The sequence below is a fragment of the Pseudomonas sp. CLCA07 genome (assembly GCF_053615335.1).
Genome location: NZ_CM132131.1, coordinates 3,832,893 through 3,856,503, shown reverse-complemented (window position 1 = coordinate 3,856,503; position 23,611 = coordinate 3,832,893). Strand labels below are relative to the sequence as shown.

The following is a 23,611-nucleotide window of genomic DNA, read 5'->3' as shown; positions in this document are numbered from 1 at the left end:
AGGGTCTTGCGCAGGTTCAGGACTGATCGTTTTGCCACTGGTTGCGCAGGCTATCGAGACGTTCCTGTTGAGTGATTCCCGGTATAGGCTGCTCGGGCATAGCGCCGGGGTACTGCAAGCGTAGCCATAACCAGCCATCGAGGACCGGCCGCTCGCTGAAACCCAGCGCCAATCCCTCCAGCAGATGGGACCACATGCGGGTGTAATCGCTCGCGGTGGATTGGCTCCAGCGCCAGGCGTGTTGTTCAAGCAGGCAGGTTTGCAAAGCGTCACGCTGACGCGCACTGAGGTCTTCCTCAATGCCTAGCGGTTTGACCGCAAGCCCCGGATTGAACAACTGCTGCCAGCCCTGACAGCCGATAGCCCGGTCAGCCCAGGTTCCGCCGAACCAGCGCAGCTGGCTGATCGGACCGAGCCAGCGACTTAACTCCAGGGCATCGCACGCATCGAAAAAGTAACTGGCCGTGTGGGGATTGTAGTAACTCAGCAAGGCGCGTTGATGCAGGCCAACAGTGACGGTGAGCATGCGACGCAAATGTTCGAGCAACTGCGACGGCGACGCCTCACTAACCAGCCACAGCCCGCTCCAGAGATGGGGTTCGCGGTGGCACTGCTCGGCCAGCTCAGGGCATCCGTTGAGGTCGACCAACACCGGCCCGCGCTCCCTCAGCGGCTGCCATTCGGTGTTCTCAAATAACCAGAACTGTCGGGCATGGGCAAACTGTTGCCGCAGTGCTGCACCGGCCCCAGGTTCACCCGGTACATCGAGCAACAACCATGGCGAGGTTGCTTCGGGAGCAAGGACGGCAATCATGCCGCACCGCTCTGGCCAAGCTGCGTCGCGGCCCGGCAAATGCAAAGGTTTTGCGTGCAATGAGTAAAACTGCCCCCGCCGGGCAGCAGGCACAGCAACACCAACGGCTCGCTGGAGTGCAACAAGCGCAACAATCCCTCGACCGACACATTGTCATTTGCCACCGCAGCCGGTTGAAGCTCGGACGAGCCTGGCGCCTGGATATCGGGCGTGCCGGGAAGAAACCCGGTGATCAGCGGTTGATCGGGGTCGCCTTCGACAAAGCTCACCAGCACCTCAATTCCTTCACTCAAAGGCAGGTCGAGCGTGCCACGCAATTCAGGTGCTATCGACAACCAGCAGTGGCTGGATGCCGCGCCTTCGCCCTGATAGAGCCAGTCAAATTGCACGGCGACGGGCCGGGACGCCTCGGGTTGAGGCTCAGCGACCTCGACCACCCAGGCCCGCTGCAGGCTGTGCATCCTGGGAGCAGTGGCCAAACCCGCCGGCACATAAGGCGACGCGGCGGCCACCGCGCGGATCTGGTTGCCGTACGTAAACTCCGGCAGCTGCTCACCCTGATGCTCGACATGGGTCAGCAACCAGAGACGATTCCAGTCGGCACACGGATGACCCGTCATCGGAACGCGCTGGCCACTGCGCAGCGTCGCAAGATTCGTATGGCATTCGGCAGCCTGCGCGCGACCATGGAGCGTGAACTGATGCACGCCAGGTTGCCCGGTGTCGGACGCAAAGATCATCTCTGCGCCGCACCGATCGTGCCCCTGCCCATCACCTATGACCAGACAGTGACCGCCCCAGCGGTGCTCGAAGTGATAATGAAGTCTTTCTTGCGCACACAGTCGCTGGAAAAATTGCAGATCCGACTCCTGGTGCTGCGTGCAGAAATCCCGAGGAAGGTAATCGCCGGTCAACTCGAAACGCCGATCCTTGCCCGCAATGCCATGCTCCTTGAGCACTTGGGCGAGGATGTCCGGCACCGAACGGTCACTGAACATTCGCCGGCTGGACCGCAGCGCCAGGCACGCGAGTTTCGGCCTCAGGCTTACACGACAAAGTCTGTATGTGGTGCCATGTCCGGTCTGGACGAGTTCATGCAACTGCCCGTGTATACCGTTCCCCGCTGGCCCGAAATGCAAAAAGGACGGACGGTACAACAGGCTTGCCAAGTCCAGCGCCGGATCATCGATCAGCACATCCACGTTGAACTCAAAGGGTTCGCTGATCGCTTCACTGCCAGTAAAGGCCAAGACCTCAAAGGGATCGGGCAGACCCGCTACATCCAGACGAAATGACGGCTCGTTGACTGGATCGAACATCGGCGATTCTCTACAGGAGGGGCGGCCGGGGATTCTCTCCGAGAGAGTTGGCCGAGTAGAGTGCCGAAATACAACTTAGGAAACGGCCTACGCGAAAAGAAGACCACGTAGCATGGATAGACGTGGATGTGAGTCATTTCGCTGGAAAACAAAGACGCGTCTCACCAGGCCCTCTGAAATTTCCGCAACGTGCGGAACATTTTCAGACAACCTGATGAGAGCAGTGCCTTACCTTACGAAGACAGGTAAGACGAACGGGTCAGGCCCAGGCGCAGCGCGTCGAGGAACTGGGTGCGCTCGGCAGCGGTGATGCGGGCACTGGCGCACTTGTCGCGGTAGTGGGTCATCAACTCTTCCGGCGACAAGTGCACGTAGCGCAGCATGTCCTCGATGGTGTCGTGGGTTTCGATACCGGCGTGGTACACGCTGCCGTCAGCGTTCTGGTAGATGTTCACCGAGTCGGTGTCACCGAACAGGTTGTGCATGTCACCAAGAATTTCCTGGTAGGCGCCCACCAGAAAGATCCCCAGCAGGTAGTCTTCACCCTCGTTCAGGGCATGCACCGGCAGGCTGGTTTCGATGCTCTGCTCGTCGACGTATTGCTTGATCTTGCCGTCGGAGTCGCAGGTCAGGTCTTGCAGCACGGCGCGGCGCAGCGGCTCTTCGTCAAGACGGTGCAGCGGCAGGATCGGCAGGACCTGGCCGATGGCCCAGGTGTCCGGCAGGCTCTGGAACACCGAGAAGTTGCAGATGTACTTGTCGGCCAGTTTGTCGTTGAGTTCGTCGAGCACCTGACGGTGCGAACGCTGACGGGCTTTCAACGAGTTGTGCAGGCGACGGCACACGGCGAAGTAGCATTGCTCGGCCAGGGCTTTTTGAGCCAGGGTCAGCTTGCCATCGGCGTACTGGGAAGCCACGTCGCTCATGTAGTGCGTCGCGCGCCAGTAGGTTTCGGTGACCATCTCGATATCGGTCGGGCCCAGCAGGTCAACCAGCCATTGCACGGTTTCCGGCAGCTCTTCCTTGTTGTCGATCTGCGGCACGTCGTCGTTGTGTTTCTCGACGTCGGTAACTTGCACCACCAGCATGGCGTGGTGAGCAGTCAGGGAGCGGCCGCTTTCGGAGAAAATGTTCGGGTGCGGCAGGTTCTGCGCGTCGCAGAACTCTTTGAGCATCCCGACCACGACACCGGCGTAATCGTCCATGTCGTAGTTGATCGAACTGGCGTTACGCGAATGCGTACCGTCGTAGTCCACGCCCAAACCGCCGCCAACATCGATGTGATCCACCGGCAGGCCGAGGTTGCGCAGTTCGCCGTAGTAACGAATCGCTTCCTTGAAGCCGTGCTGGTAGTCCGCCAGGTTGGCGATTTGCGAGCCCATATGGAAGTGCAGCAGGCGAATGCCCTGATCCAGGCCGGCCGCGCGGAAACGCTCGACCACCGACAGCAATTGCGCCGCCGACAGACCGAATTTGGATTTCTCGCCACCGGTGTCCGCCCACTTGGACGAGGCCAGGGACGACAGACGCACGCGCAAGCCGACTTGAGGCTTGACCTTCAGCGACGCCGCTTCTTCGATCACCAGGCCGACTTCGGATTCTTTCTCGATCACGATAAAAACGTTGTGACCCAGCTTCTGGCCCATCAGTGCCAGACGAATGAACTCGCGGTCCTTGTAACCGTTGCAGACGATGGTGCCGCCCTTCGGCGCCAAGGCCAGAACGGCGAGCAGCTCAGGCTTGGAGCCGGCTTCCAGACCGATGGAAACGTCCTGGGTGGCGATGATGTTTTCGATCACCGCTTCTTGCTGGTTAACCTTGATCGGGTACAGCGCGGTGTACTTGCTCTGGTATTCCAGACGCTCGATGTTCGCATCGAAGGCGCCGGTCAGCTGACGCACGCGGTCTTGCAAGATATCCGGGAAACGCACCAGCAATGGCAAGGACAAACCGCTTTTGCGCAGTTGGTCGACTTGCTCGAACAGATCAATAGGCGAACTGGTCGGACCGTTCGGACGAACTTCGACGCGACCGGCGTCGTTGATCGCGAAATACCCGGCCCCCCAATGGCGAATCCCGTAAACACTGCGGCTGTCCGCAACTGTCCATTGGCTGCCATCGTCTTTGCGTGTGCGTCGTACGGACATTGAAGTCCCCTATAAAGAAGTCATAGAGCGTCGCCTGGGTTCAGGCCGGCGCAGTCTAAAGAATGAAAATGACGATTAGCCTGCATGCAAGGGCGATAGACCTCACATTCAGGTTTGAGTTTAGAAACCGGTCAGAACAGGCTCTGTGAAAACCATGTAGACGACGCCAGACCTAATGTCAGGACTGGATCAAGCCGAGGGTGGTTTTCACAGAGGCTGCTAGCCGCCGGACTTCTTCGCTTTGAAACCGAGTTTGATCAGCTCGCCCAAGAGTAGCTCGACATGATCGCCCTGGATTTCGATGATCCCGTCTTTCAACGCCCCGCCTGTGCCGCAACGTTTCTTCAACGTGGTGGCCAGCTCCTTGAGCGCCTCTTCAGCCAATGGCACGCCGGTGATGGTGGTCACCGTCTTGCCGCCACGGCCCTTGCTTTCGCGACGCACGCGAGCGACGCCGTCGCCGGCCGGGATAACGGTCTGTTTGCAGATACAGGCGTCCACCGGTTTACTGCATTCCGGGCAATGACGACCTGCGTCGGTGGAAAATACCAGGCCACCAAGGGCGGCGAAGGATGCGGCTTTTTTGGCCACCGGCAATCCTCTTGGGAGGACAAAGACTGGTCGCGGCAACTTGGGAAGTGGCCATCGACCGCGAAGCCCCACTCAGGCAGGGGCAGCGCTACTGAGCCAGGCAATGCCGGCTCAGCTTGAAAAGGTCGCGCAGTGTAACGGCAAAAAGCCGACTTGCTAAGAGCCAATCGGCGCCAATTTATAGCTCTTTTGCGACGTCATCCTGTTGAGCGCGCAGATAGCGCTTCAATGCGGCCAGAGAGTCCGGGCAATAAGGCTTTTGCTCGATTTCCAGCATGACCTGATCAATGGGGATGAAGCGCGCTTCGAGCACCTCTTCCGGCTGCAGGATCAATGGCCCGTCCCACACCGCTGAAAACGCCGAACACCAGAGCCGGTTGCCGGTGTCTTCAAAGAAGAAGTGATCATGGGCGGTCAGTTCCACACCGCTCACACCCAGCTCTTCTTCGAGTTCGCGGGCGGCCGACTCGGCGTAGGTTTCGCTGGCGAGCACCATGCCCCCCGCCGCCACATCCCAATACCCCGGATAAATGGCTTTGCTCAGGGTTCGCCGGTGCACGCACAGTTCACCGGCCGAGTTGAACAGCATGATGTAGGTGCCGCGCCCGATCAGCCCGCGTTCACGCAAGTCGGAACGGACCAGGGCGCCGAGCAGGTTGTCCTGTTCGTCGACCCAGGCGATCTGCTCGGCATCCGAGGCAGCGCGATGGGCGGCCTCTTTGGCGTCGTCGACCATAAATCAGCCTTGATTGAGCAATTGTCGCAGATCGATCACTGCGGCGTTGGCTCGGGAAATGTAATTGGCCATGACCAGCGAGTGGTTAGCCAGCACGCCGAAGCCGCTGCCATTGAGGATCATCGGACTCCAGACCGGCTCTTGCGAGGCTTCCAGCTCACGAATGATCTGACGCACGCTGACCGTGGCGTTTTTCTTGGCCAATACATCGGCGAAGTCGACTTCAATGGCGCGCAACAGGTGGGACAGTGCCCAGGCCTGACCACGGGCTTCGTAGAACACGTTGTCGATCTGCATCCACGGGGTCTCGATGATTTCTTCGTCGACCTGTGGCACTTGGCCCGGCGCGAGGACTTCGGTTTTCAGCGAGGTGTTGAGTTTGACCCGGCCGACGCTGGCCGACAGGCGTTGTGACAGCGAACCCAGTCGGGTGCCCACGTCACCCAGCCAGTTGTTCAGGTTGTCGGCGCGGGCATAGAACAGCGCGCTTTTCTGGTTCGGATCGGACAGACGTGCCTGATAGCGGCTCAGGGAATTGATGCCTTCCTGATACTCGGACTCACTGGAAGGCAGCACCCAGCTTTTGTTGTCGAAGTTGAAACGCGGTTCAGCCTTGGCCAGATCGGCGTCTTCGGCCGACTGCGACTGGGAGCGGGCGAAGTCTTTACGTAGCGCACGGCTCAGGTCGCGGACCTGGACCAGCACGCCATATTCCCAGCTCGGCATGTTGTCCATCCACAGGCCCGGCGGGAAACGGTCGTTGGAAATATAGCCACCCGGTTTGCTCAGCAACGTCCCGGCGACGGTCTTGAGGGTTTCCACCGTGGTGTAGCCGATGACCATCTGCTTGCCTTCTTTTTCGGCAGCGATCTGGGCATTTTGCTGGACCGGGAACAGCGCAGGTTCTGCACTCCAGTACCAACCCAGGGCAATCGTAACCAGCAGATAAAGGCCGATCAGCGTGGCCAGCGCCCGACTGAACAGCAGGCCGCCAAAGTAACTGCGGGTGGCCGATTTAGGTTCAGCGGCACGTTCAGGTGCGCTGCCCGCGCGGTTCTTCCAGTCCAGCATGGCGATATCCTTTCAATCACTTGAGTTCATCGGTTCGACCACAACCATACAACAACGAGCCTTTGGCCGGCACCCGTCGTTGGGCCTATCCCGAAAATTGGCGTAGAAAAACCAGCCTCCCTTGCCAATGAACTCAAGCGTGCATGCCCGCTTTAATAGCCCCTGACCATCATTGAAACCTGCTGCACCTCGGCCGGCATGAAAAGATGGGCGATGCCTTCGCCGTCTGTTTTGCGCTGGACAGTCTCCCCGTCCACGGTCGCGATATAGCTGCGCTGCACCAGCGGCTCACCCGTGACGCTGTCGATCAGGCGGAAAATCCTGGGGGTTCGAGAGGGCTGGGGCGGCGGATTGTTCATCAACTCCATGACCTTGCAGTCAAAGGCCTGCTCCGCAATCGGCCAGTCACCGTAGTCGGCTTCAGCCCTGACCAACCACCACTCGCCCCGCTCAATCCGGTCGAGCACTTCGCTGTCGATATCGATCAGCAAACCGGCGCGCAACTCGCTCAGGCCTTCGATGGGTTGCCGATCGTTCAACGCCTGGCGCACATGATCCTTCGCTTCCTCGCCGGGACACGCATGCTGGCGCTCCCACGCGGTCAGATGAACGTCATGGACCAGCCTCATGCCAGCGTCTCGGTGTTCCACTCGTCGGAGCCCATAGTTCGGCTGATCTCATGTCTCCAGTAAATGCGTCGGTAGCTGAAGTGAACCTTCTCCAGCTGGGTGATGTGCGCAGTGCCCGCGTCTTGGCAGTGGGGCAAAAGCACCTCGGCGCCGATGATCACCGCGTCTTCAAGCTCCATCGTGTAGAAATGCTCCTGCGTTCCCTGAGCCGAGGTGCGATACCACTCGACGCGGCACTTGCTGAGCAATTCGCCGGAACACAATGCAATGTTGATCAGCGGCGACGCCTTGTCGATGGCCTTGGTGATGATCAAGGGCTTGTGCATCCGGCGCCCTGCTCCCGACCCTTTGGGCACGAAAATGCCATGGCTCAGGGCCTGAATCATGATCTGGTCTTCACGGCCCAGTTGGTAGACGTTACCCACTGACGCCTCGGTGAAGGCGCCGGCGCTGATCAGGCCTTGTCGTTCGCCGTGGAGGGTCATGAAGGCGGGGGTTGGCATGGTGGGGCTCCTTTTTAGTTGGGTTGCGGGGCGGGGAAGTGACTGGGTTCGTCGTACCTGTCTTCGATTTCGTCGAAAGGAATCCAGGGTTTGGCGAGTGCGAGGGTGATGAGGTAGCGCTCTTCAGTCGGATTTCGGTAATCCTCGAAGCGCCCCAGAGCGAGCGTGACCTGATACTTATCGCCCGCTTGCCAATTAGATTGCCCGTGCAGAATCCCTTTCTGCAGATAGGCCCGCCATTCAGGTGTATCGACGATCGTGGGATTGTCCCGCAGCCCCTTCGCGACCCAGCCTTTGGCAAGCAACTGGTCTTGCAGGTCGAGCACAACGCTCAGGGCGTCGTCGATCAGTAATGGCTCGATTTGCGGAGACATGAGAACGTCTTCAATAACGTTGTCATTAAATGTAATCGTGAAAAAACGAGCCAAAGGCGTATCAAATCCATATTGCGGGTCGATAAATCGCAAGCGAGCATCGGTCTTGGGAATTCCGCCCCAGACATGTCCGCGTATCAGTGGACTGAAAGGGGCCGTAGAGCTTTTCCGCATCTCTTCATATGTCCCGCCTATTTCCAAAGCAATTTCCGGGTCATCCCAAAGAGGCTGCTGCAACTGACGTATGGCGGCCACCATCAAAACAGCCAGAAATAGCAGGCCTGCACCATGACGTAAGCAGGGACGACACTGCCACAGATTCACAGGATTGCTCCGCCCGATGCGATCTCGCTGATCGATTGCACCAATGCAGTACGGTTGTAATTGTTGAGCATGTGATCAAAGCGTTCTGCTGCCCGGAGTACGAATGCCATTCTCTGGTTGATGTCCGACAAATCCGCAACCGGGCTATTGTCAAACTCGATGGTGCGATCATCTTCAACACGCTGGCATTGGCTGGTGAGCGTCAACTCGATAGCCTGAGCGACACCGGAAGGAAAACCAGTCACGTAGGATGCATGGTTGCCGCGCAGCAACGTCACCAATTGCCGATCCTCATAAATAGTTGGCTGGAGGATGTTGCGCTGCTCGTGCCAGGCTAAATACTCGACGCTCGCGGCGATACTTCCCGCCTCAATGGCCTCGAAAGCTTGCAGTACCTGTGGGTAAACCTGTCCGAAGCGAAGCTTTCTCTGCCCCACGGGCCACAACACCGGAAACTTCGAATGCCCATAAATTCCTTCCCGGGCGCCCAGGCAGTTCTTAAACTCCTGCCACCCACGCTTCGCATAAAACTCATGCAACGGAAAAACATCCAGAAACAGCGTGGTATTCCCCAACGCCATCATGTCGTGCACATGCAGGAACTGCTGCTGCACCAAGGACAAGTCTTCCCCGGCAAAACGAATATCCACTGAGGGCACAGGATTGCGCGCATCCGCTTCTTTATAGTCACGCAAGGCATCCGCCTGTTCGGACATCCTGTCCGGAGTCAAGAGCCCGGACTCACGGCGACTGTCTCGCAAACGCTGCCGCACCTCCCACTCCTCGCGAATACGTTCAACACTGTCCGCCGCATGCAGCAATCCACAACCCACCTGCTTGGAGGCAAACGCCGCCAGCCCGGCCCACTGAAACCTTGGGTCATGCAACCACAGCCGGGCATAGGCCGCGTTGATCGCTCGATTGCGCGCCACCGGGTCGGCAATCAATACGCCCTTCGGGGCGACGATCTCCTCCGCCTCGCGTTGATACGTACGCCAAAGGCAGGAGCACGTGAGGATCGGCACGTCAGTGACCAAGGTCTTGCTGCCATAAAGCCGCTCCTCTTTACACTCACAGTCAGCAACGGGGGTGCTGTTGTGATTCAGGCGCTGGTCATCGCTGGAATGTTGTTCAAAACACTGAGTCATGAGTTTCGGTTGGCTACCAAGGGAATCCCTGAACCCTAACAGCCGAAAATCCCGGGCGAATCATGCCGACGCAAAATCAGAATTCCCTGACAGACCAGGTTCGCCGCAGCGAAGGACGTTGCCCTGCATCGACAAGGAAACCTCCTGAAACCGCCTGAACGCGGGGGCTTGCCTAACGCACCCCCGCCAAACAAGACCGACCGGTCACAAACTGAATGGGGCTGATTAACAGATAATTGCCGTACGACTCTCATCCCACTGAAAAGAGGTGCTAGCATAGAGCCACCAGTCGATCTCAGCATTTACCCTACCTAGTAGTCAGGATATGACCGAGCCAGAAGACCCCAGCCGTGAGCGCCTCAAGCACCACTTTGCCCAGCGGGTGATTCATCAGGCACGTCAAATTCTTGAGATCTGGCAGCGCCTGCAACGCAGTGAGTGGTCCACCACCGACTTATCGGAACTGAGCGAGGCCAACCTGCGCCTGCTGCGGTTTGCCGAGCGCTTCGAACAAACTGAACACACCCAGCTGGCGCGCCACATCGGTCAGTCGCTGGAGGCGGTCGACGCCAATCGCGGACGCCTGAGCAGCGGGCTGATCACCGATCTCAATCGCTTGATGCAACGTTTGTCACGCACCGGCCTGCGCCATGGCGATCAACTTGAACAAACCTTCCTGCCGCCACTGCGCAAGCCGATCTACGTGATGCTGCAGGATTACGACCGCGCCGAGCGTCTGGCCAAGCAGCTGGAGTTTTTTGGGCTCAGCGCTCAAGCCCTCGACAGTGTTGCGGCGTTCCGTTCTTCGATGGTCGAGCGCTTGCCCGCGGCGATCGTCATGGACGTGGACTTCAGTGGTGCCGGCATCGGCTTGAAACTGGCCGCCGAAGCCCAGGAAGGCCTTGATCATCAATTGCCGCTGTTGTTCTTCAGCCTGCACGAAACCGACACCCCGACCCGCCTCGCCGCCGTGCGTGCCGGTGGCCAGGAGTTTCTCACCGGTACCCTGGAAGCTTCGAGTCTGCTGGAGAAAATCGAAGTCCTGACCTGTGTCGCTCAGTACGAACCTTATAAAGTGCTGATCATCGACGACTCCCGCGCCCAGGCCCTGCACACCGAACGCCTGTTGAACAGCGCCGGGATCGTCACGCGCACGTTGATCGATCCGATTCAGGCCATGGCCGAACTCTCGGACTTTCAACCTGATCTGATCATCCTCGATATGTACATGCCGACCTGCACCGGTACTGAACTGGCCAAGGTGATCCGTCACAACGACCGTTATGTCAGCGTGCCGATCATTTACCTGTCGGCCGAAGACGATCTGGACAAGCAACTCGACGCCATGAGCGAAGGCGGCGACGACTTCCTGACCAAACCGATCAAGCCGCGCCACCTGATCACCACCGTGCGCAACCGCGCGGCACGGGCACGAAATCTGAAAGCCCGGATGGTCCGCGACAGCCTTACCGGCCTGTATAACCACACGCACATTTTGCAATTGCTTGAAGACTGCAGCTTCCGCTCCCGCCGCGAGAGCAAGCCGCTGTGCTTTGCGATGCTCGACATTGACCACTTCAAACGCGTCAATGACAGCCACGGCCACCCCATGGGCGACCGGGTAATCAAGAGCCTGGCGCTGTTCTTGAAGCAACGCTTGCGCAAGACCGACTTCATCGGCCGCTATGGCGGCGAAGAGTTCGCGATCGTCATGCCGGACACCGACCTCCAATCGGCTTACTCAGTGCTGAATGAAATTCGTCAGCGCTTTGCCGAAATACACTATCCCGCCCAGCCTCAAGACCTTCGGTGCACATTCAGTGCCGGCGTGGTGGAGTTGTGCGAACACTCCGACGGCCTGATGATGGCCAGTCAGGCGGACGAGGCGCTGTACCGCGCCAAGGATGCCGGACGCAACCGTGTTCAGGCGGCGCGAACATCACGGCAAAGTGCCACTTTTTTATCGAAATCCACCGATTCGGTCATAACGCTGTAACACAAACGCAATAAATTCAGGCGCTTACCATTCTGCCCTTGGTAGACACGCTATGCGCCTGAAGTTGCTGACCAATCTCAACACCCTCCTTTTAGTCGCCGTGTGTGTAGCCCTTGGCGCCACACTGTGGTGGTCGCAAAAGGCCCTGGAGCGCCCTTATCTTTTGATGGAGCGTTATCTAGGCCTGTCCCGGCAGTTTCAGAATGAGGTCGCGCGCAACATCGAGGACTACCTCGCCAGTGGCGATGCCCTGCGCCTGAGCAGCGCCAGCCAGGCCATTGACGTCTTGCAAAAGGAGCTCGGTGAGTTGCCACCGGCGCTCGCCGACACCTTGCGCCCGAGCCTGTCGAACCTGGATGAGTTCAGCAAAACCGATCTGTTGGCCGCTGGCAAACTCGCGGGCAACCCGCAAGCGCTGCTGCTGCAAGCAGAACGCGAACTCGGCGCCAGCCTCGACCAACTCAGCCAATACGCCAGTGCGAACGCGGCCTACCTGACGCCGCTGCTCGCCGCCTCGCAACACTTGGGCAGGCTGTCTCTGGCACGTGAAAAACTGGTGAGCAGTGGCCGCAGCGAATTGGCCGCCGACGTCGAACGCGAAGTGGCCAACATCCGCACTCAGGCGGAACTGCTGGGCAGCTTGCCGCTACTCGGCGTCACCGCCAAGAGTGAATCGAACACCGATGATTTCGCGTCGATGATGGGCCTGGAGAACACCGAGAAAGCTGCCGTCGAAGACGCGGGTGTCGGCCTCAAGCGTGAATTCAACAGCCTGCTCACGCGCTACCCGGCCGAACTGTCGCGCACCCGCGATCAGATCCAGAAACGCACCGATCTGAGCGCCGCCACGCACCTGAAAATCGCCGCCGTGCAGCAAGCGATTGCCGGACTCGAACCCGTGGTCCGCGCCCAGCACGGCCAGATCCAGGGCGAAGTACGGTTGATGCAGGGTGTGATGATCGGGCTGATCCTGCTGATCGCCTTACTCATCGATACCCTGCAACGACGCCTGGCCCGAACCCTGACCAACCTGGCGCCGGCCCTGTCTACGTGGGCAGAAGGCGACTTCAGCCGGGACATCGAACTGGGCAACACCAATCGCGAATTGCACGACATTCAAGCGTCGCTCAATCGCTTGCGCGCCTATCTGGTGGATCTGGTCGGGACCATTCGTCTCAACGCCGAGCAAGTCGCCGGCAGCAGCCGAACCCTGGCCGATTTGAGCAATGACCTGCACAGCGGTGCCGAACATCAGGCGGGCGACACCGCACTGATCCGCGATTCGCTCGGTGAACTGGAGGCGACGATTCAACAGGTCGCCGGCGATGCCAGCCAGGCAGCCGACGCCAGTCGTCATGCCGGCCTGGCGGTTGCACACGGCCAGAAAGTCATCGGCCTGAGCCTTACCGGCCTGCATGCGTTGGTGGGTGAAGTGCAGGGTAACGCGCAGATGATCGAACACCTTGCCGAAGAATCGGCGACCATCGGCGGCGTGCTGACGGTGATCCGCTCGATTGCCGACCAGACCAACCTGCTGGCCCTGAACGCCGCCATCGAGGCGGCTCGTGCCGGCGAAATGGGTCGAGGGTTTGCGGTGGTGGCGGAAGAGGTTCGCTCGCTGGCGCAACGCACAGCAGGGGCCACCGCAGAAATTCAGACGCTGATTGCCGGCCTGCAAACCGCTGCGCGTCAATCGGTGGAGGGCATGCGCGCGCAGGTTGAACATGCCGAAGCCACGGCCAATCAGGCGCAGGCGGCCGACGGGGCGCTGGATAGAATCGTCGGGGCTATCCAGACCATTTCCGACACTGCCGTGCGCATTGCCGATGTCACCGCCCAGCAGAGCGGCGCGGTCAGCGAGATTCGTGACCACAGCGAGCGAATTCACCAATTGGGAGGGGATAACTTGCTGCGCATTGGGGAGGGGCGTGAGCAAGGGGAGAACCTTTTGGTGCTGGGCGGGCGGCTGCGTACGGCCGTTCAGGCCTTTCGCGTCTGACAAATCGCCATCGCGAGCAGGCTCGCTCCCACAGGGATACGCATTCCCCTGTGGGAGCGAGCCTGCTCGCGATGGCGCCAGAACAATCACCGCACAACGCCCTACCCTGCACACCCGCCCGCTGTCCGCTATCATGCCCCCAATTCCGATACGCGAGATTGTCATGCGCCGTTTGCTCTGCCTGCTGCTTTTAGTGCTCGCCCTGCCGGCCACCGCCGCCGGTTTGCCGGACACCCGGCCCAGTTCAACTCTGGGCGTGATCAACAACAGCGCTGACTTTCTGCCGGTGCGCGAAGCCTTTCGATTGAGCCTGGTAGACAGCACGCCGCAGTCGATCAAGCTGCGTTTCGTCGCGACCGAAGGGTATTACCTCTATCGCCATCGTTTCCAATTTCGGGCTGACCCGGCCGATATAAGCCTGGGCGCAGCAATACTGCCCAAGGGCGAGCAGAAGCACGATGAGTACTTCGGCGATGTCGAGGTTTATCACGGCGTTGTTGATGTAGAAATACCGCGCACCGATCAACGTGCCTTCACACTGGCCGTGACGTATCAGGGCTGCGCCGACAAAGGCCTGTGCTATCCACCGGAAACCGAGCGCCTGAGCATTGAAGGCATCGGCACCCCGACCTTCGCGCAAAGCGTTGGCTGGCGCGAGCTTGCACTGTTCTTCCTCGCCGGTTTGGGTTTGACGTTCACCCCTTGTGTGCTGCCGATGCTGCCCATCCTGTCCGGTGTGGTGCTGCGTGGTCAGGTCGGTGGTTGGCGCGGCTTCAATCTGTCTTTGGCCTACGTGCTGCCGATGGCCGCCTGCTTCGCCCTGCTCGGTGCGCTGATGGGGATGTTCGGCGCGCAACTCAATCTTCAGGCACGCCTGCAATCGGCCTGGGTGCTGGTGCCGTTTGCGATGTTTTTTGCGCTGTTTGCGCTGGCGATGTTCGGCGTATTCGAACTCAAGCTGCCGCAGACCATCAGCAGTCGCCTGGATCGCATCGCCGGCCGCACTGAAGGCGGTTCACTGTGGGGCGCAGCGGTGTTGGGCGTGGTGTCCAGCCTGTTGGTTTCGCCCTGCGTTTCCGCGCCCCTGGCCGGTGCGCTGCTGTACATCAGTGCCAGCGGCGATGCGCTGGGCGGTGGACTGAAACTGTTCATGCTCGGCCTCGGCATGGGCGCGCCGCTGTTGCTGGTGGCCACCGGTGGCGCGGCCTGGCTGCCGAAAAGCGGGCCGTGGCTGGTCTATGTGAAAAACGCCATTGGGGTGCTGTTGCTGGGATTGGCGATCGGCCTGCTCAGCCGGGTACTGCCGGGCCAGATCACCTTGCTGCTGATCGGTTTGCTGGCCGGCGGTGTCGGCTTGTTCATGGGCGCGCTGGAGTTCGTCTACAAACCGCCTCGAAAACGCCTCGGCCAGTTGCTGGGGATGTTCCTGCTGTTTTACGCGTTGGCGTGCTGGTTCGGGGCGTTCAGCGGTCAGACCGATCCGTTCAACCCGATTGGTCAATCGCGCGTGATTGCGGGTAACGAACCACCGCAAAACACCGGAACTTGGCAAACAATCAGCACGCCCTCAGAGTTGGATCGCGTGCTCGCCGATGCTCAATCCTCCGGCACCCCGCTGCTGCTCGACTGGTACGCCGACTGGTGCATCAGCTGCAAAGTCATCGAACGCGAAGTCCTCAAGGACGCCAAAGTCGTCGAGCGTCTGCAAGGTTATCGACTGGTCCGTTTTGACATCACCGCCAGCAATGCCGAGCAACGTGCCCTTCTCGACCGTTACAAGCTGTTCGGTCCTCCGGCCTTGATGTTTTTCGGCAAGGACGGTGTTGAACGCGCCGATGTGCGAGTGATCGGCGAGATCAACGCCAAAGACTTCGTTGAACGTGTTGCGAAAGCAAATGACCAGATTTAAACACCCGGTCACATATTTCGCGCAAACATCGGCTATCGTGCTGGCTATTGCATAGAACTGGACAGTCACAAAGGCTTTGCGGCATAGTCGCCGGGTTCTGACACTTGCCCACAGATAACAAGGAACAGCAGATGGCGACCCTATTGGTGCTGCACGGCCCCAACCTGAACTTGCTCGGCACTCGCGAACCGGGCACCTACGGCGCTACGACACTGGCGCAGATCAACCAGGACCTGGAACGCCGCGCCCGTGAAGCCGGCCACCATTTGCTGCACCTGCAAAGCAACGCCGAGTACGAATTGATCGACCGCATCCATGCCGCTCGCGGCGAAGGTGTGGACTTCATTTTGATCAATCCAGCAGCTTTTACGCACACAAGTGTCGCATTACGTGACGCGCTGCTGGCAGTGAGCATCCCATTCATCGAAGTGCATTTGTCCAACGTGCACAAACGCGAACCTTTCCGCCATCACTCTTACTTCTCCGACGTAGCGGTGGGAGTGATCTGCGGCCTTGGCGCCAGCGGTTATCGACTGGCCCTGGAGGCTGCACTAGAACAGCTTGAAACACAGGCAACGGCTTGAACGACAAGCGTTAAACGCCCCTGACCGACCCTTGGGAGTTGATGATTCATGGATATCCGTAAAGTTAAGAAACTGATCGAACTGCTGGAAGAGTCCGGCATCGACGAGCTCGAGATCAAGGAAGGCGAAGAGTCCGTACGCATCAGCCGTCATAGCAAAACCCCGGCTCAGCAGTACTACGCACCAGCTCCAATGCACGCTCCGGCACCAGCGCCTGTTGCTGCTGCTCCGGTTGCTGCTGCCGCTGCACCTGCTGCTCCAGCCGCACCTGTTCTGAACGGCACCGTTGCCCGTTCGCCGATGGTCGGTACGTTCTATCGCAAATCTTCGCCATCCTCGCCTTCGTTCGTTGAAGTCGGCCAGACCGTGAAAAAAGGCGACACCCTGTGCATCGTCGAAGCCATGAAGATGATGAACCACATCGAAGCTGAAACCAACGGTGTGATCGAATCCATCCTCGTCGAAGACGGCCAGCCGGTTGAGTACGACCAACCGCTGTTCACCATCGTTTGAACCGCGGAGAAACTTTGATGACTGCGAAGTTGGAAAAAGTTCTGATCGCCAACCGCGGTGAGATTGCCCTGCGGATCCTGCGTGCCTGCAAAGAGATGGGCATCAAGACTGTCGCCGTTTACTCCAAGGCCGACAAAGAACTGATGCACCTGGGCCTGGCAGACGAATCCGTCTGCATCGGTCCGGCCTCGGCCGCGCACTCTTACCTGCACATCCCGGCAATCATCGCCGCAGCTGAAGTGACCGGCGCTACCGCCATTCACCCAGGCTACGGTTTCCTTGCGGAAAACGCTGATTTCGCTGAACAGGTCGAGAACTCCGGCTTCGCCTTCATTGGCCCGAAAGCCGACACCATTCGCCTGATGGGCGACAAGGTATCGGCCAAGCACGCCATGATCGCTGCGGGCGTTCCAACCGTTCCAGGTTCCGACGGCCCGCTGCCTGAAGACGAAGAAACCGCTCTGCGCATCGGTCGCGAAGTCGGTTACCCGGTGATCATCAAGGCCGCTGGCGGCGGTGGTGGTCGCGGAATGCGCGTTGTGCATAACGAAGAAGACCTGATCTCCTTTGCAAAACTGACCCGCACCGAAGCAGGCGCGGCGTTTGGCAACCCGATGGTCTATCTGGAAAAATTCCTGACCAACCCACGCCACGTGGAAGTCCAGGTACTTTCCGACGGCCAGGGCCACGCCATCCATCTGGGCGACCGCGATTGCTCGCTGCAACGTCGTCACCAGAAGGTTCTCGAAGAAGCGCCGGCACCGGGCATCGACGAGAAAGCACGCCAGGAAGTCCTCGCTCGCTGCGTCAAGGCCTGCATCGACATCGGTTACCGTGGCGCCGGCACTTTCGAGTTCCTTTACGAGAACGGCCACTTCTACTTCATCGAGATGAACACTCGTGTCCAGGTAGAGCACCCGGTTTCGGAAATGGTCACCGGCATCGACATCGTCAAGGAGATGCTCAGCATCGCCGCTGGCAACAAGTTGTCGTACACCCAGGACGACGTGGTGATCCGCGGTCACGCCCTGGAATGCCGAATCAACGCCGAAGACCCGAAAACCTTCATGCCGAGCCCAGGCACGGTCAAGCATTTCCACGCACCAGGCGGCAACGGCGTTCGCGTCGATTCGCACCTGTACAGTGGTTATGCCGTTCCGCCGAACTACGATTCGTTGATCGGCAAGCTGATCACCTACGGCGCAACCCGTGAAGAAGCCATGGCGCGCATGCGCAATGCGCTGGACGAAATCGTTGTCGACGGGATCAAGACCAACATCCCGCTGCACCGCGATCTGGTCCGTGATGAAGGCTTCTGCAAAGGGGGCGTGAACATTCACTACCTCGAGCACAAGCTGGCAGGCGAGAAGCACTAAGCTTCGACCCAATCAACAAAGCCGCCTTCGGGCGGCTTTGTTGTTTCTGTAGGAGCAAGGCTTGCCCGCGATGAACGATGACGCGTCCGAACCGAAAAACCACGGTGCCCGCATCGCGGGCAAGCCTTGCTCCTACAAAAACGCTCCCTTTGTCGCTCCGGTCGTCTTCTGCCGCGCGCTCGCGTAAACTTGCGCGCTTCTCGCAGCCCGCTAGGCTGCAATCAATATTTTTCAAAGGTGCCCGCCATGCCTTGGCTGCAAGTCCGTCTCGCCATCAGCCCAGAACAAGCCGAAACCTACGAAGACGCGTTCCTTGAAGTGGGCGCCGTATCGGTGACCTTCATGGACGCCGAAGATCAGCCAATCTTCGAGCCAGAACTCAATACCACGCCGCTGTGGTCGCACACGCACCTGCTGGCCCTGTTCGAAGGCGGCACCGAAGCTGCCAGCGTATTGGCCCACCTTGAGCTGCTGACCGGCAGCCCGCTGCCCGAGCATCACAGCGAAGTCATCGAAGACCAGGATTGGGAGCGCAGCTGGATGGACGGCTTCCAGCCGATGCGTTTCGGTCAGCGCCTGTGGATCGTCCCGAGCTGGCACGCCGCGCCCGAGCCTGACGCCGTGAACCTGCTGCTTGACCCGGGCCTGGCGTTTGGCACCGGCACCCACCCGACCACCGCGCTGTGCCTGGAATGGCTCGATGGCCAGGACCTGAAAGACTGCAACGTGCTGGATTTTGGCTGCGGCTCGGGGATTCTGGCGATTGCCGCCCTGCTGCTGGGCGCCAAGGAAGCCGTCGGCACCGACATCGACGTCCAGGCACTGGAAGCCTCGCGCGACAACGCCGGGCGCAATAACATTGCCGAAGCACTCTTCCCGCTGTATCTGCCGGAAGATCTGCCGCCGGTCAAAGCGGACGTGCTGGTCGCCAACATCCTTGCCGGGCCATTGGTTTCCCTGGCCCCGCAGCTGTCCAGCCTGGTGAAACCGGGTGGACGCCTGGCGTTGTCCGGTATCCTCGCCGAACAAGGTGAAGACGTTGCCGCCGCCTACGCCCAAGACTTCGATCTGGACCCGATTGCCAATCGCGATGGCTGGGTGCGCATTACCGGCCGTCGGCGCTAGAATGAACGCCTGCATAATCCGGATCGCCGCATGACCGACAGCTTCGTCACCCAGTGCCCGCATTGCCAAACCAGCTTCCGCGTCAGCCATGCCCAGTTGAGCGTGGCCCGTGGAGTGGTTCGTTGCGGCTCCTGCTTGCAGGTATTCAACGCCGCCAAACAATTGCTGGAACAACGGGCCGGTAAAGAAGCCGTCAAACCGGTTGCCCCGGCCATCGCTGAACCGCCGGTGCAACGCGCTATCAGCCAAAAGCAGTGGACCGCCTCCGAACTGGATCTGGACAGCCTGGACCTGGACGAAGAGCTCGCCCGACTCGAACAGCGGGAAATCCAGCCAACCACAGAGTTTGGCCGGCACCGCGAAGACGGCCTCAGTGCTCGTCGCGACTCTATCGAGCACGACGAAGAGCAGTGGTCCGATAGCCTCTTCAGCGAGTCGGCCGCCGACCGCGCCCAGTCAGCAGAAACCGAACAGCCGGAATCAGAACCTGAACCGAGCAAGCACTCGCGAACCGAGCCTTCGTTTTCGCTGGAGCCGGTTGATCTGGACGAAGAGCCCCAGGTGCCCCATCTGCGTCTGAACGACCCACTCGACGCCCCCCTCAACCACGAGCGCCTATCGGCGACCGAAGAACTCGACGACAACCTGCCATCCATCGAACCGTTGCGCAAACGTCGCGAGCGCAGTGAACCGGGCGTGCGCGCCGAGGTACTGCAGGACCTGACCGACGACCCACTGCAACTGGATTGGCAAAAGCGACGATCCCCCTGGGGCCGGCGGTTGTTCTGGTTGCTCCTGGTCTTGCTTGGCGCCGCCGCGCTTGCGGGCCAATACATTGCCTACCAATTCGACGAGCTGGCCCGCCAGGACCAGTACCGCCCCTGGTTCCAGCAACTGTGCCCGAAAATCGGCTGCACCGTGCCGTCCAAAGTCGACATTGCCAAAATCAAAAGCAGCAATCTGGTGGTCCGCAGCCACCCGGAATTCAGTGGTGCCCTAGTGGTCGATGCGATCATCTACAACCGCGCCGCGTTCTCCCAGCCTTTCCCGTTGCTGGAACTGCGCTTTGCCGACCTTAATGGCCATTTGATTGCCAGCCGTCGCTTCAAACCCGGCGAGTACCTCAATGGCGACCTCGAAGGCATGGCGGAAATGCCACCGCAAACGCCAATCCACATCGCACTGGATATTCTCGACCCGGGCGCCAAAGCGGTGAACTACAGCCTGAGCTTCCATTCCCCCGAGTGAAACGCTTTACCGTTACAGGCTTGGCGGCAGATTTCTGACTGGTACCGTCCATACCTAACTGCTGGTAATAACAGCATAACTGTTCAGATTTTGTTCAATTCAGCCTTTATCCAGTCATCGAGAGCGGGTATCATGCCAACCCTTTTTCGAACTCTAATGATCCGGCCCCACAACAGGGAAGTCCTATGTCGGCGGTACGCATCGGTCCATATACATTGCAAAACGGCTTGATTCTCGCCCCGATGGCGGGAGTCACCGACCAACCCTTTCGTCAGCTGTGCAAGCGATTGGGCGCGGGGCTGGTTGTCTCGGAAATGGTCACCAGCGACATGAGTTTGTGGAACACCCGCAAGTCGCGGATGCGCATGATTCACGAAGGTGATCCCGAGCCACGCTCGGTCCAGATCGCTGGTGGTGATGCGCAGATGCTGGCGGACGCGGCCCGGGCCAACGTCGAACTGGGCGCGCAGATTATTGATATCAACATGGGCTGTCCGGCGAAGAAAGTCTGCAACAAGGCTGCCGGTTCCGCGCTGTTGAAGGATGAAGCATTGGTCACCGAGATCCTGCAGGCCGTGGTGGCTGCGGTTGATGTGCCGGTGACCCTGAAGATCCGTACCGGCTGGGACCGGGACAACAAGAATGGTTTGACGGTGGCAAAGATCGCCGAGCAGGCAGGCATTACGGCGTTGGCGGTTCATGGCCGCACCCGTGCCGATCTGTACACCGGTGAAGCCGAGTACGACACCATTGCCGCGATCAAGCAGGCGGTGTCGATGCCGGTCTTTGCCAATGGCGATATCGATTCGCCCGAGAAGGCCCGGTACGTGCTCGACGCGACCGGTGCCGATGGTTTGTTGGTAGGCCGGGCTGCCCAGGGGCGGCCATGGATTTTTCGTGAGATCGAGCATTTCCTGCGTACCGGCGAAAAACTCCCGGCGCTGGAATTGATCGAGGTGGAACGCATTCTGCTAGAGCATTTGGCCGCCCTGCACGTCTTCTATGGAGATGTCATGGGTGTCCGTATCGCTCGAAAGCATGTGGGCTGGTATCTCGCAACCTTGCCGGGCGCCAGGGAGTTTCGCGCCCACTTCAATCGTTTGGAAGATACGGAAGCACAATGCGCCAACGTTCAGGGCTTCTTCGCTGAACGTTACAAGAGCCTGACAGGGGACGGAGAAGGGGTGGCCGCATGACGATGATGACCGAGACTTTAGTGAGTGGAACAACACCCGTGAGCGACAACGTAAATTTGAAACAGCACCTCAATACGCCCAGCGAAGAAGGCCAGACCCTTCGCGGGAGTGTCGAGAAGGCGCTGCACAATTATTTCGCCCACCTTGAGGGCGCTGCCGTCACGGATGTGTACAACCTGGTGCTCTCCGAAGTCGAGGCTCCCCTGCTCGAGTGCGTGATGAACTACGTCAAGGGCAACCAGACCAAGGCCAGCGAGCTGCTAGGGCTCAACCGAGGCACGCTGCGCAAGAAACTCAAGCAGTACGATTTGCTGTAAGCATTCAATCAAACCAGAAAGGCGCCCGCGTAAAACCGGTCGCCTTTTTTGCTGACTCCTTTGCTTTTGATGGAAATTGAAATGACCGACCAGACTACCCGCCTGCCGATCCGCCGCGCCTTGATCAGTGTTTCCGACAAGACCGGGATCCTCGAATTCGCCAAAGAGCTTGAAGCCCTAGGCGTAGAGATCCTCTCTACTGGCGGGACGTTCAAGCTGCTGAGCGACAACGGCGTTGCCGCAGTGGAAGTCGCGGATTACACCGGTTTCGCAGAAATGATGGACGGCCGGGTGAAAACCCTGCACCCGAAAATCCACGGCGGGATCCTCGGTCGTCGCGGTATCGATGACGCAATCATGAGCGAGCACGGCATCAAGCCGATCGACCTGGTCGCGGTCAACCTGTACCCGTTCGAAGCCACCATCAACAAGCCTGGCTGCGACCTGCCGACCGCGATCGAGAATATCGACATCGGTGGCCCGACCATGGTCCGCTCGGCGGCCAAGAACCACAAAGACGTGGCCATCGTGGTCAACGCCAGCGATTACGCCAGCGTTCTGGAAGGCCTCAAGGCCGGCGGCCTGACTTACGCTCAGCGTTTCGACCTGATGCTCAAGGCCTTCGAACACACCGCCGCCTACGACGGCATGATCGCCAACTACATGGGCACCGTGAATCAGGCTGCTGAAACACTCAGCACTGAAGGTCGCAGCGAGTTCCCGCGCACCTTCAACAGCCAGTTCGTCAAGGCTCAAGAAATGCGCTACGGCGAGAACCCGCACCAAAGCGCGGCGTTCTACGTGGAAGCCAAGCCTGCCGAAGTCGGCATCGCCACCGCAACCCAGTTGCAGGGCAAAGAACTGTCGTACAACAACGTGGCCGACACCGACGCCGCGCTGGAATGCGTGAAGAGCTTCGTCAAGCCGGCCTGCGTGATCGTCAAACACGCCAACCCGTGCGGCGTAGCCGTGAGCCCGGACGCCGAAGGCGGTATTCGCCAGGCCTACGAACTGGCTTATGCCACCGACACCGAATCGGCCTTCGGCGGCATCATCGCCTTCAACCGCGAACTGGATGCTGAAACCGCCAAAGCCATCGTCGAGCGTCAGTTCGTCGAAGTGATCATCGCCCCGAGCGTCAGCGAAGAAGCCCGTGCCATCGTGGCGGCAAAAGCCAATGTGCGCCTGCTGGCCTGCGGCGAATGGTCGGCTGATCGCGCCGCTGCCTGGGACTACAAACGCGTCAACGGTGGCCTGCTGGTGCAGAGCCGTGATATCGGCATGATCGGCGCCGATGACCTGAAAGTCGTGACCAAGCGCGCACCGACCGAACAGGAAATCAACGACCTGATCTTCGCCTGGAAAGTCGCCAAGTACGTTAAGTCCAACGCCATCGTCTACGCCAAGAACCGTCAGACCATCGGTGTTGGCGCAGGCCAGATGAGCCGTGTGAACTCCGCCCGTATCGCTGCGATCAAGGCCGAACACGCCGGTTTGCAGGTGCAGGGTGCAGTCATGGCATCAGACGCCTTCTTCCCGTTCCGCGACGGCATCGACAATGCGGCCAAGGTCGGCATCACGGCGGTGATCCAGCCAGGCGGCTCGATGCGTGATAACGAAGTGATTGCTGCAGCCGACGAAGCCGGCATCGCCATGGTATTCACCGGCATGCGCCACTTCCGTCACTGATAA

The 23,611-nt window shown here is 59.6% G+C and carries 20 protein-coding genes and 1 pseudogene; 11 read left to right on the top strand and 10 right to left on the bottom strand.

Annotated features, from left to right (window positions below; translation table 11 throughout):
• Positions 1-16 precede the first annotated feature (16 nt).
• The 10 genes from ACWGZX_RS17700 to ACWGZX_RS17655 all read right to left on the bottom strand — a co-directional run bounded on the left by ACWGZX_RS17700 (position 17) and on the right by ACWGZX_RS17655 (position 9,656).
• On the bottom strand, positions 17-814 hold the full coding sequence (locus ACWGZX_RS17700) for a DUF4123 domain-containing protein (protein WP_452624801.1): 798 nt from the start codon (positions 812-814) through the stop codon (positions 17-19).
• Positions 811-2,133, bottom strand: a complete 1,323-nt coding sequence (locus tag ACWGZX_RS17695) for a contractile injection system protein, VgrG/Pvc8 family (RefSeq protein ID WP_452624800.1) — start codon at positions 2,131-2,133, stop codon at positions 811-813. The genes ACWGZX_RS17700 and ACWGZX_RS17695 overlap by 4 nt, the downstream gene beginning before the upstream one ends.
• Positions 2,134-2,366: 233 nt before the next feature.
• Complete coding sequence (speA, locus tag ACWGZX_RS17690; protein WP_452624799.1) at positions 2,367-4,280, bottom strand: arginine decarboxylase; 1,914 nt, start codon at positions 4,278-4,280, stop codon at positions 2,367-2,369.
• Between the two features lie 219 nt (positions 4,281-4,499).
• A complete protein-coding gene (locus ACWGZX_RS17685) occupies positions 4,500-4,871 on the bottom strand; it encodes a translation initiation factor Sui1 (protein WP_452624798.1) in 372 nt (123 codons plus the stop codon).
• 178 nt (positions 4,872-5,049) lie between these two features.
• Positions 5,050-5,607 carry an NUDIX hydrolase gene (locus ACWGZX_RS17680; protein WP_452624797.1) on the bottom strand — a complete coding sequence of 186 codons (558 nt, stop codon included), beginning with the start codon at positions 5,605-5,607 and terminating at the stop codon, positions 5,050-5,052.
• A 3-nt stretch (positions 5,608-5,610) separates the two neighbouring features.
• Positions 5,611-6,678: a DUF2333 family protein gene (locus ACWGZX_RS17675; RefSeq protein WP_223515198.1), complete on the bottom strand. Its 1,068-nt coding sequence runs from the start codon at positions 6,676-6,678 to the stop codon at positions 5,611-5,613.
• A gap of 152 nt (positions 6,679-6,830) precedes the next feature.
• Complete coding sequence (locus ACWGZX_RS17670; RefSeq protein ID WP_452624796.1) at positions 6,831-7,307, bottom strand: hypothetical protein; 477 nt, start codon at positions 7,305-7,307, stop codon at positions 6,831-6,833.
• On the bottom strand, positions 7,304-7,810 hold the full coding sequence (locus ACWGZX_RS17665; protein ID WP_452624795.1) for an Hcp family type VI secretion system effector: 507 nt from the start codon (positions 7,808-7,810) through the stop codon (positions 7,304-7,306). Before ACWGZX_RS17665 ends, ACWGZX_RS17670 begins: the two co-directional genes overlap by 4 nt.
• A gap of 14 nt (positions 7,811-7,824) precedes the next feature.
• Positions 7,825-8,508: a hypothetical protein gene (locus tag ACWGZX_RS17660; RefSeq protein WP_452624794.1), complete on the bottom strand. Its 684-nt coding sequence runs from the start codon at positions 8,506-8,508 to the stop codon at positions 7,825-7,827.
• Positions 8,505-9,656 carry a DUF2515 family protein gene (locus ACWGZX_RS17655; RefSeq protein ID WP_452624793.1) on the bottom strand — a complete coding sequence of 384 codons (1,152 nt, stop codon included), beginning with the start codon at positions 9,654-9,656 and terminating at the stop codon, positions 8,505-8,507. The genes ACWGZX_RS17660 and ACWGZX_RS17655 overlap by 4 nt, the downstream gene beginning before the upstream one ends.
• A gap of 325 nt (positions 9,657-9,981) precedes the next feature.
• Here ACWGZX_RS17655 and ACWGZX_RS17650 point away from each other — a divergent pair, with 325 nt between their 5' ends.
• The 11 genes and pseudogenes from ACWGZX_RS17650 (at position 9,982) to purH (ending at position 23,608) form a co-directional block, all read left to right on the top strand.
• A complete protein-coding gene (locus ACWGZX_RS17650) occupies positions 9,982-11,652 on the top strand; it encodes a diguanylate cyclase (protein ID WP_452624792.1) in 1,671 nt (556 codons plus the stop codon).
• Between the two features lie 1,492 nt (positions 11,653-13,144).
• Positions 13,145-13,651, top strand: a pseudogene (locus tag ACWGZX_RS17645) (methyl-accepting chemotaxis protein); the annotation flags it as partial.
• A gap of 163 nt (positions 13,652-13,814) precedes the next feature.
• The gene (locus ACWGZX_RS17640; protein WP_452624791.1) at positions 13,815-15,560 is read left to right on the top strand and encodes a protein-disulfide reductase DsbD; all 1,746 of its coding nucleotides are present in this window, start codon (positions 13,815-13,817) and stop codon (positions 15,558-15,560) included.
• A 131-nt stretch (positions 15,561-15,691) separates the two neighbouring features.
• Positions 15,692-16,144 carry a type II 3-dehydroquinate dehydratase gene (aroQ, locus tag ACWGZX_RS17635; protein WP_223515185.1) on the top strand — a complete coding sequence of 151 codons (453 nt, stop codon included), beginning with the start codon at positions 15,692-15,694 and terminating at the stop codon, positions 16,142-16,144.
• A 48-nt stretch (positions 16,145-16,192) separates the two neighbouring features.
• A complete protein-coding gene (accB, locus tag ACWGZX_RS17630; RefSeq protein WP_452624790.1) occupies positions 16,193-16,657 on the top strand; it encodes an acetyl-CoA carboxylase biotin carboxyl carrier protein in 465 nt (154 codons plus the stop codon).
• Between the two features lie 17 nt (positions 16,658-16,674).
• Complete coding sequence (gene accC, locus ACWGZX_RS17625; protein WP_452624789.1) at positions 16,675-18,033, top strand: acetyl-CoA carboxylase biotin carboxylase subunit; 1,359 nt, start codon at positions 16,675-16,677, stop codon at positions 18,031-18,033.
• A 246-nt stretch (positions 18,034-18,279) separates the two neighbouring features.
• Entirely contained in the window at positions 18,280-19,158 is an 879-nt protein-coding gene (gene prmA / locus ACWGZX_RS17620) for a 50S ribosomal protein L11 methyltransferase (protein ID WP_223515176.1), read from the top strand.
• 30 nt (positions 19,159-19,188) lie between these two features.
• The gene (locus ACWGZX_RS17615; protein WP_452624788.1) at positions 19,189-20,406 is read left to right on the top strand and encodes a DUF3426 domain-containing protein; all 1,218 of its coding nucleotides are present in this window, start codon (positions 19,189-19,191) and stop codon (positions 20,404-20,406) included.
• Positions 20,407-20,591: 185 nt separating this feature from the next.
• Positions 20,592-21,602 (top strand): tRNA dihydrouridine synthase DusB, encoded by a 1,011-nt coding sequence (dusB, locus tag ACWGZX_RS17610; RefSeq protein ID WP_223515170.1) that lies wholly within the window; start codon positions 20,592-20,594, stop codon positions 21,600-21,602.
• Positions 21,599-21,919, top strand: coding sequence for a DNA-binding transcriptional regulator Fis (gene fis / locus ACWGZX_RS17605; protein ID WP_007907419.1), 321 nt, complete (start codon positions 21,599-21,601; stop codon positions 21,917-21,919). Before dusB ends, fis begins: the two co-directional genes overlap by 4 nt.
• An 81-nt stretch (positions 21,920-22,000) precedes the next feature.
• Entirely contained in the window at positions 22,001-23,608 is a 1,608-nt protein-coding gene (gene purH / locus ACWGZX_RS17600; RefSeq protein ID WP_452624787.1) for a bifunctional phosphoribosylaminoimidazolecarboxamide formyltransferase/IMP cyclohydrolase, read from the top strand.
• Positions 23,609-23,611: the final 3 nt, after the last annotated feature.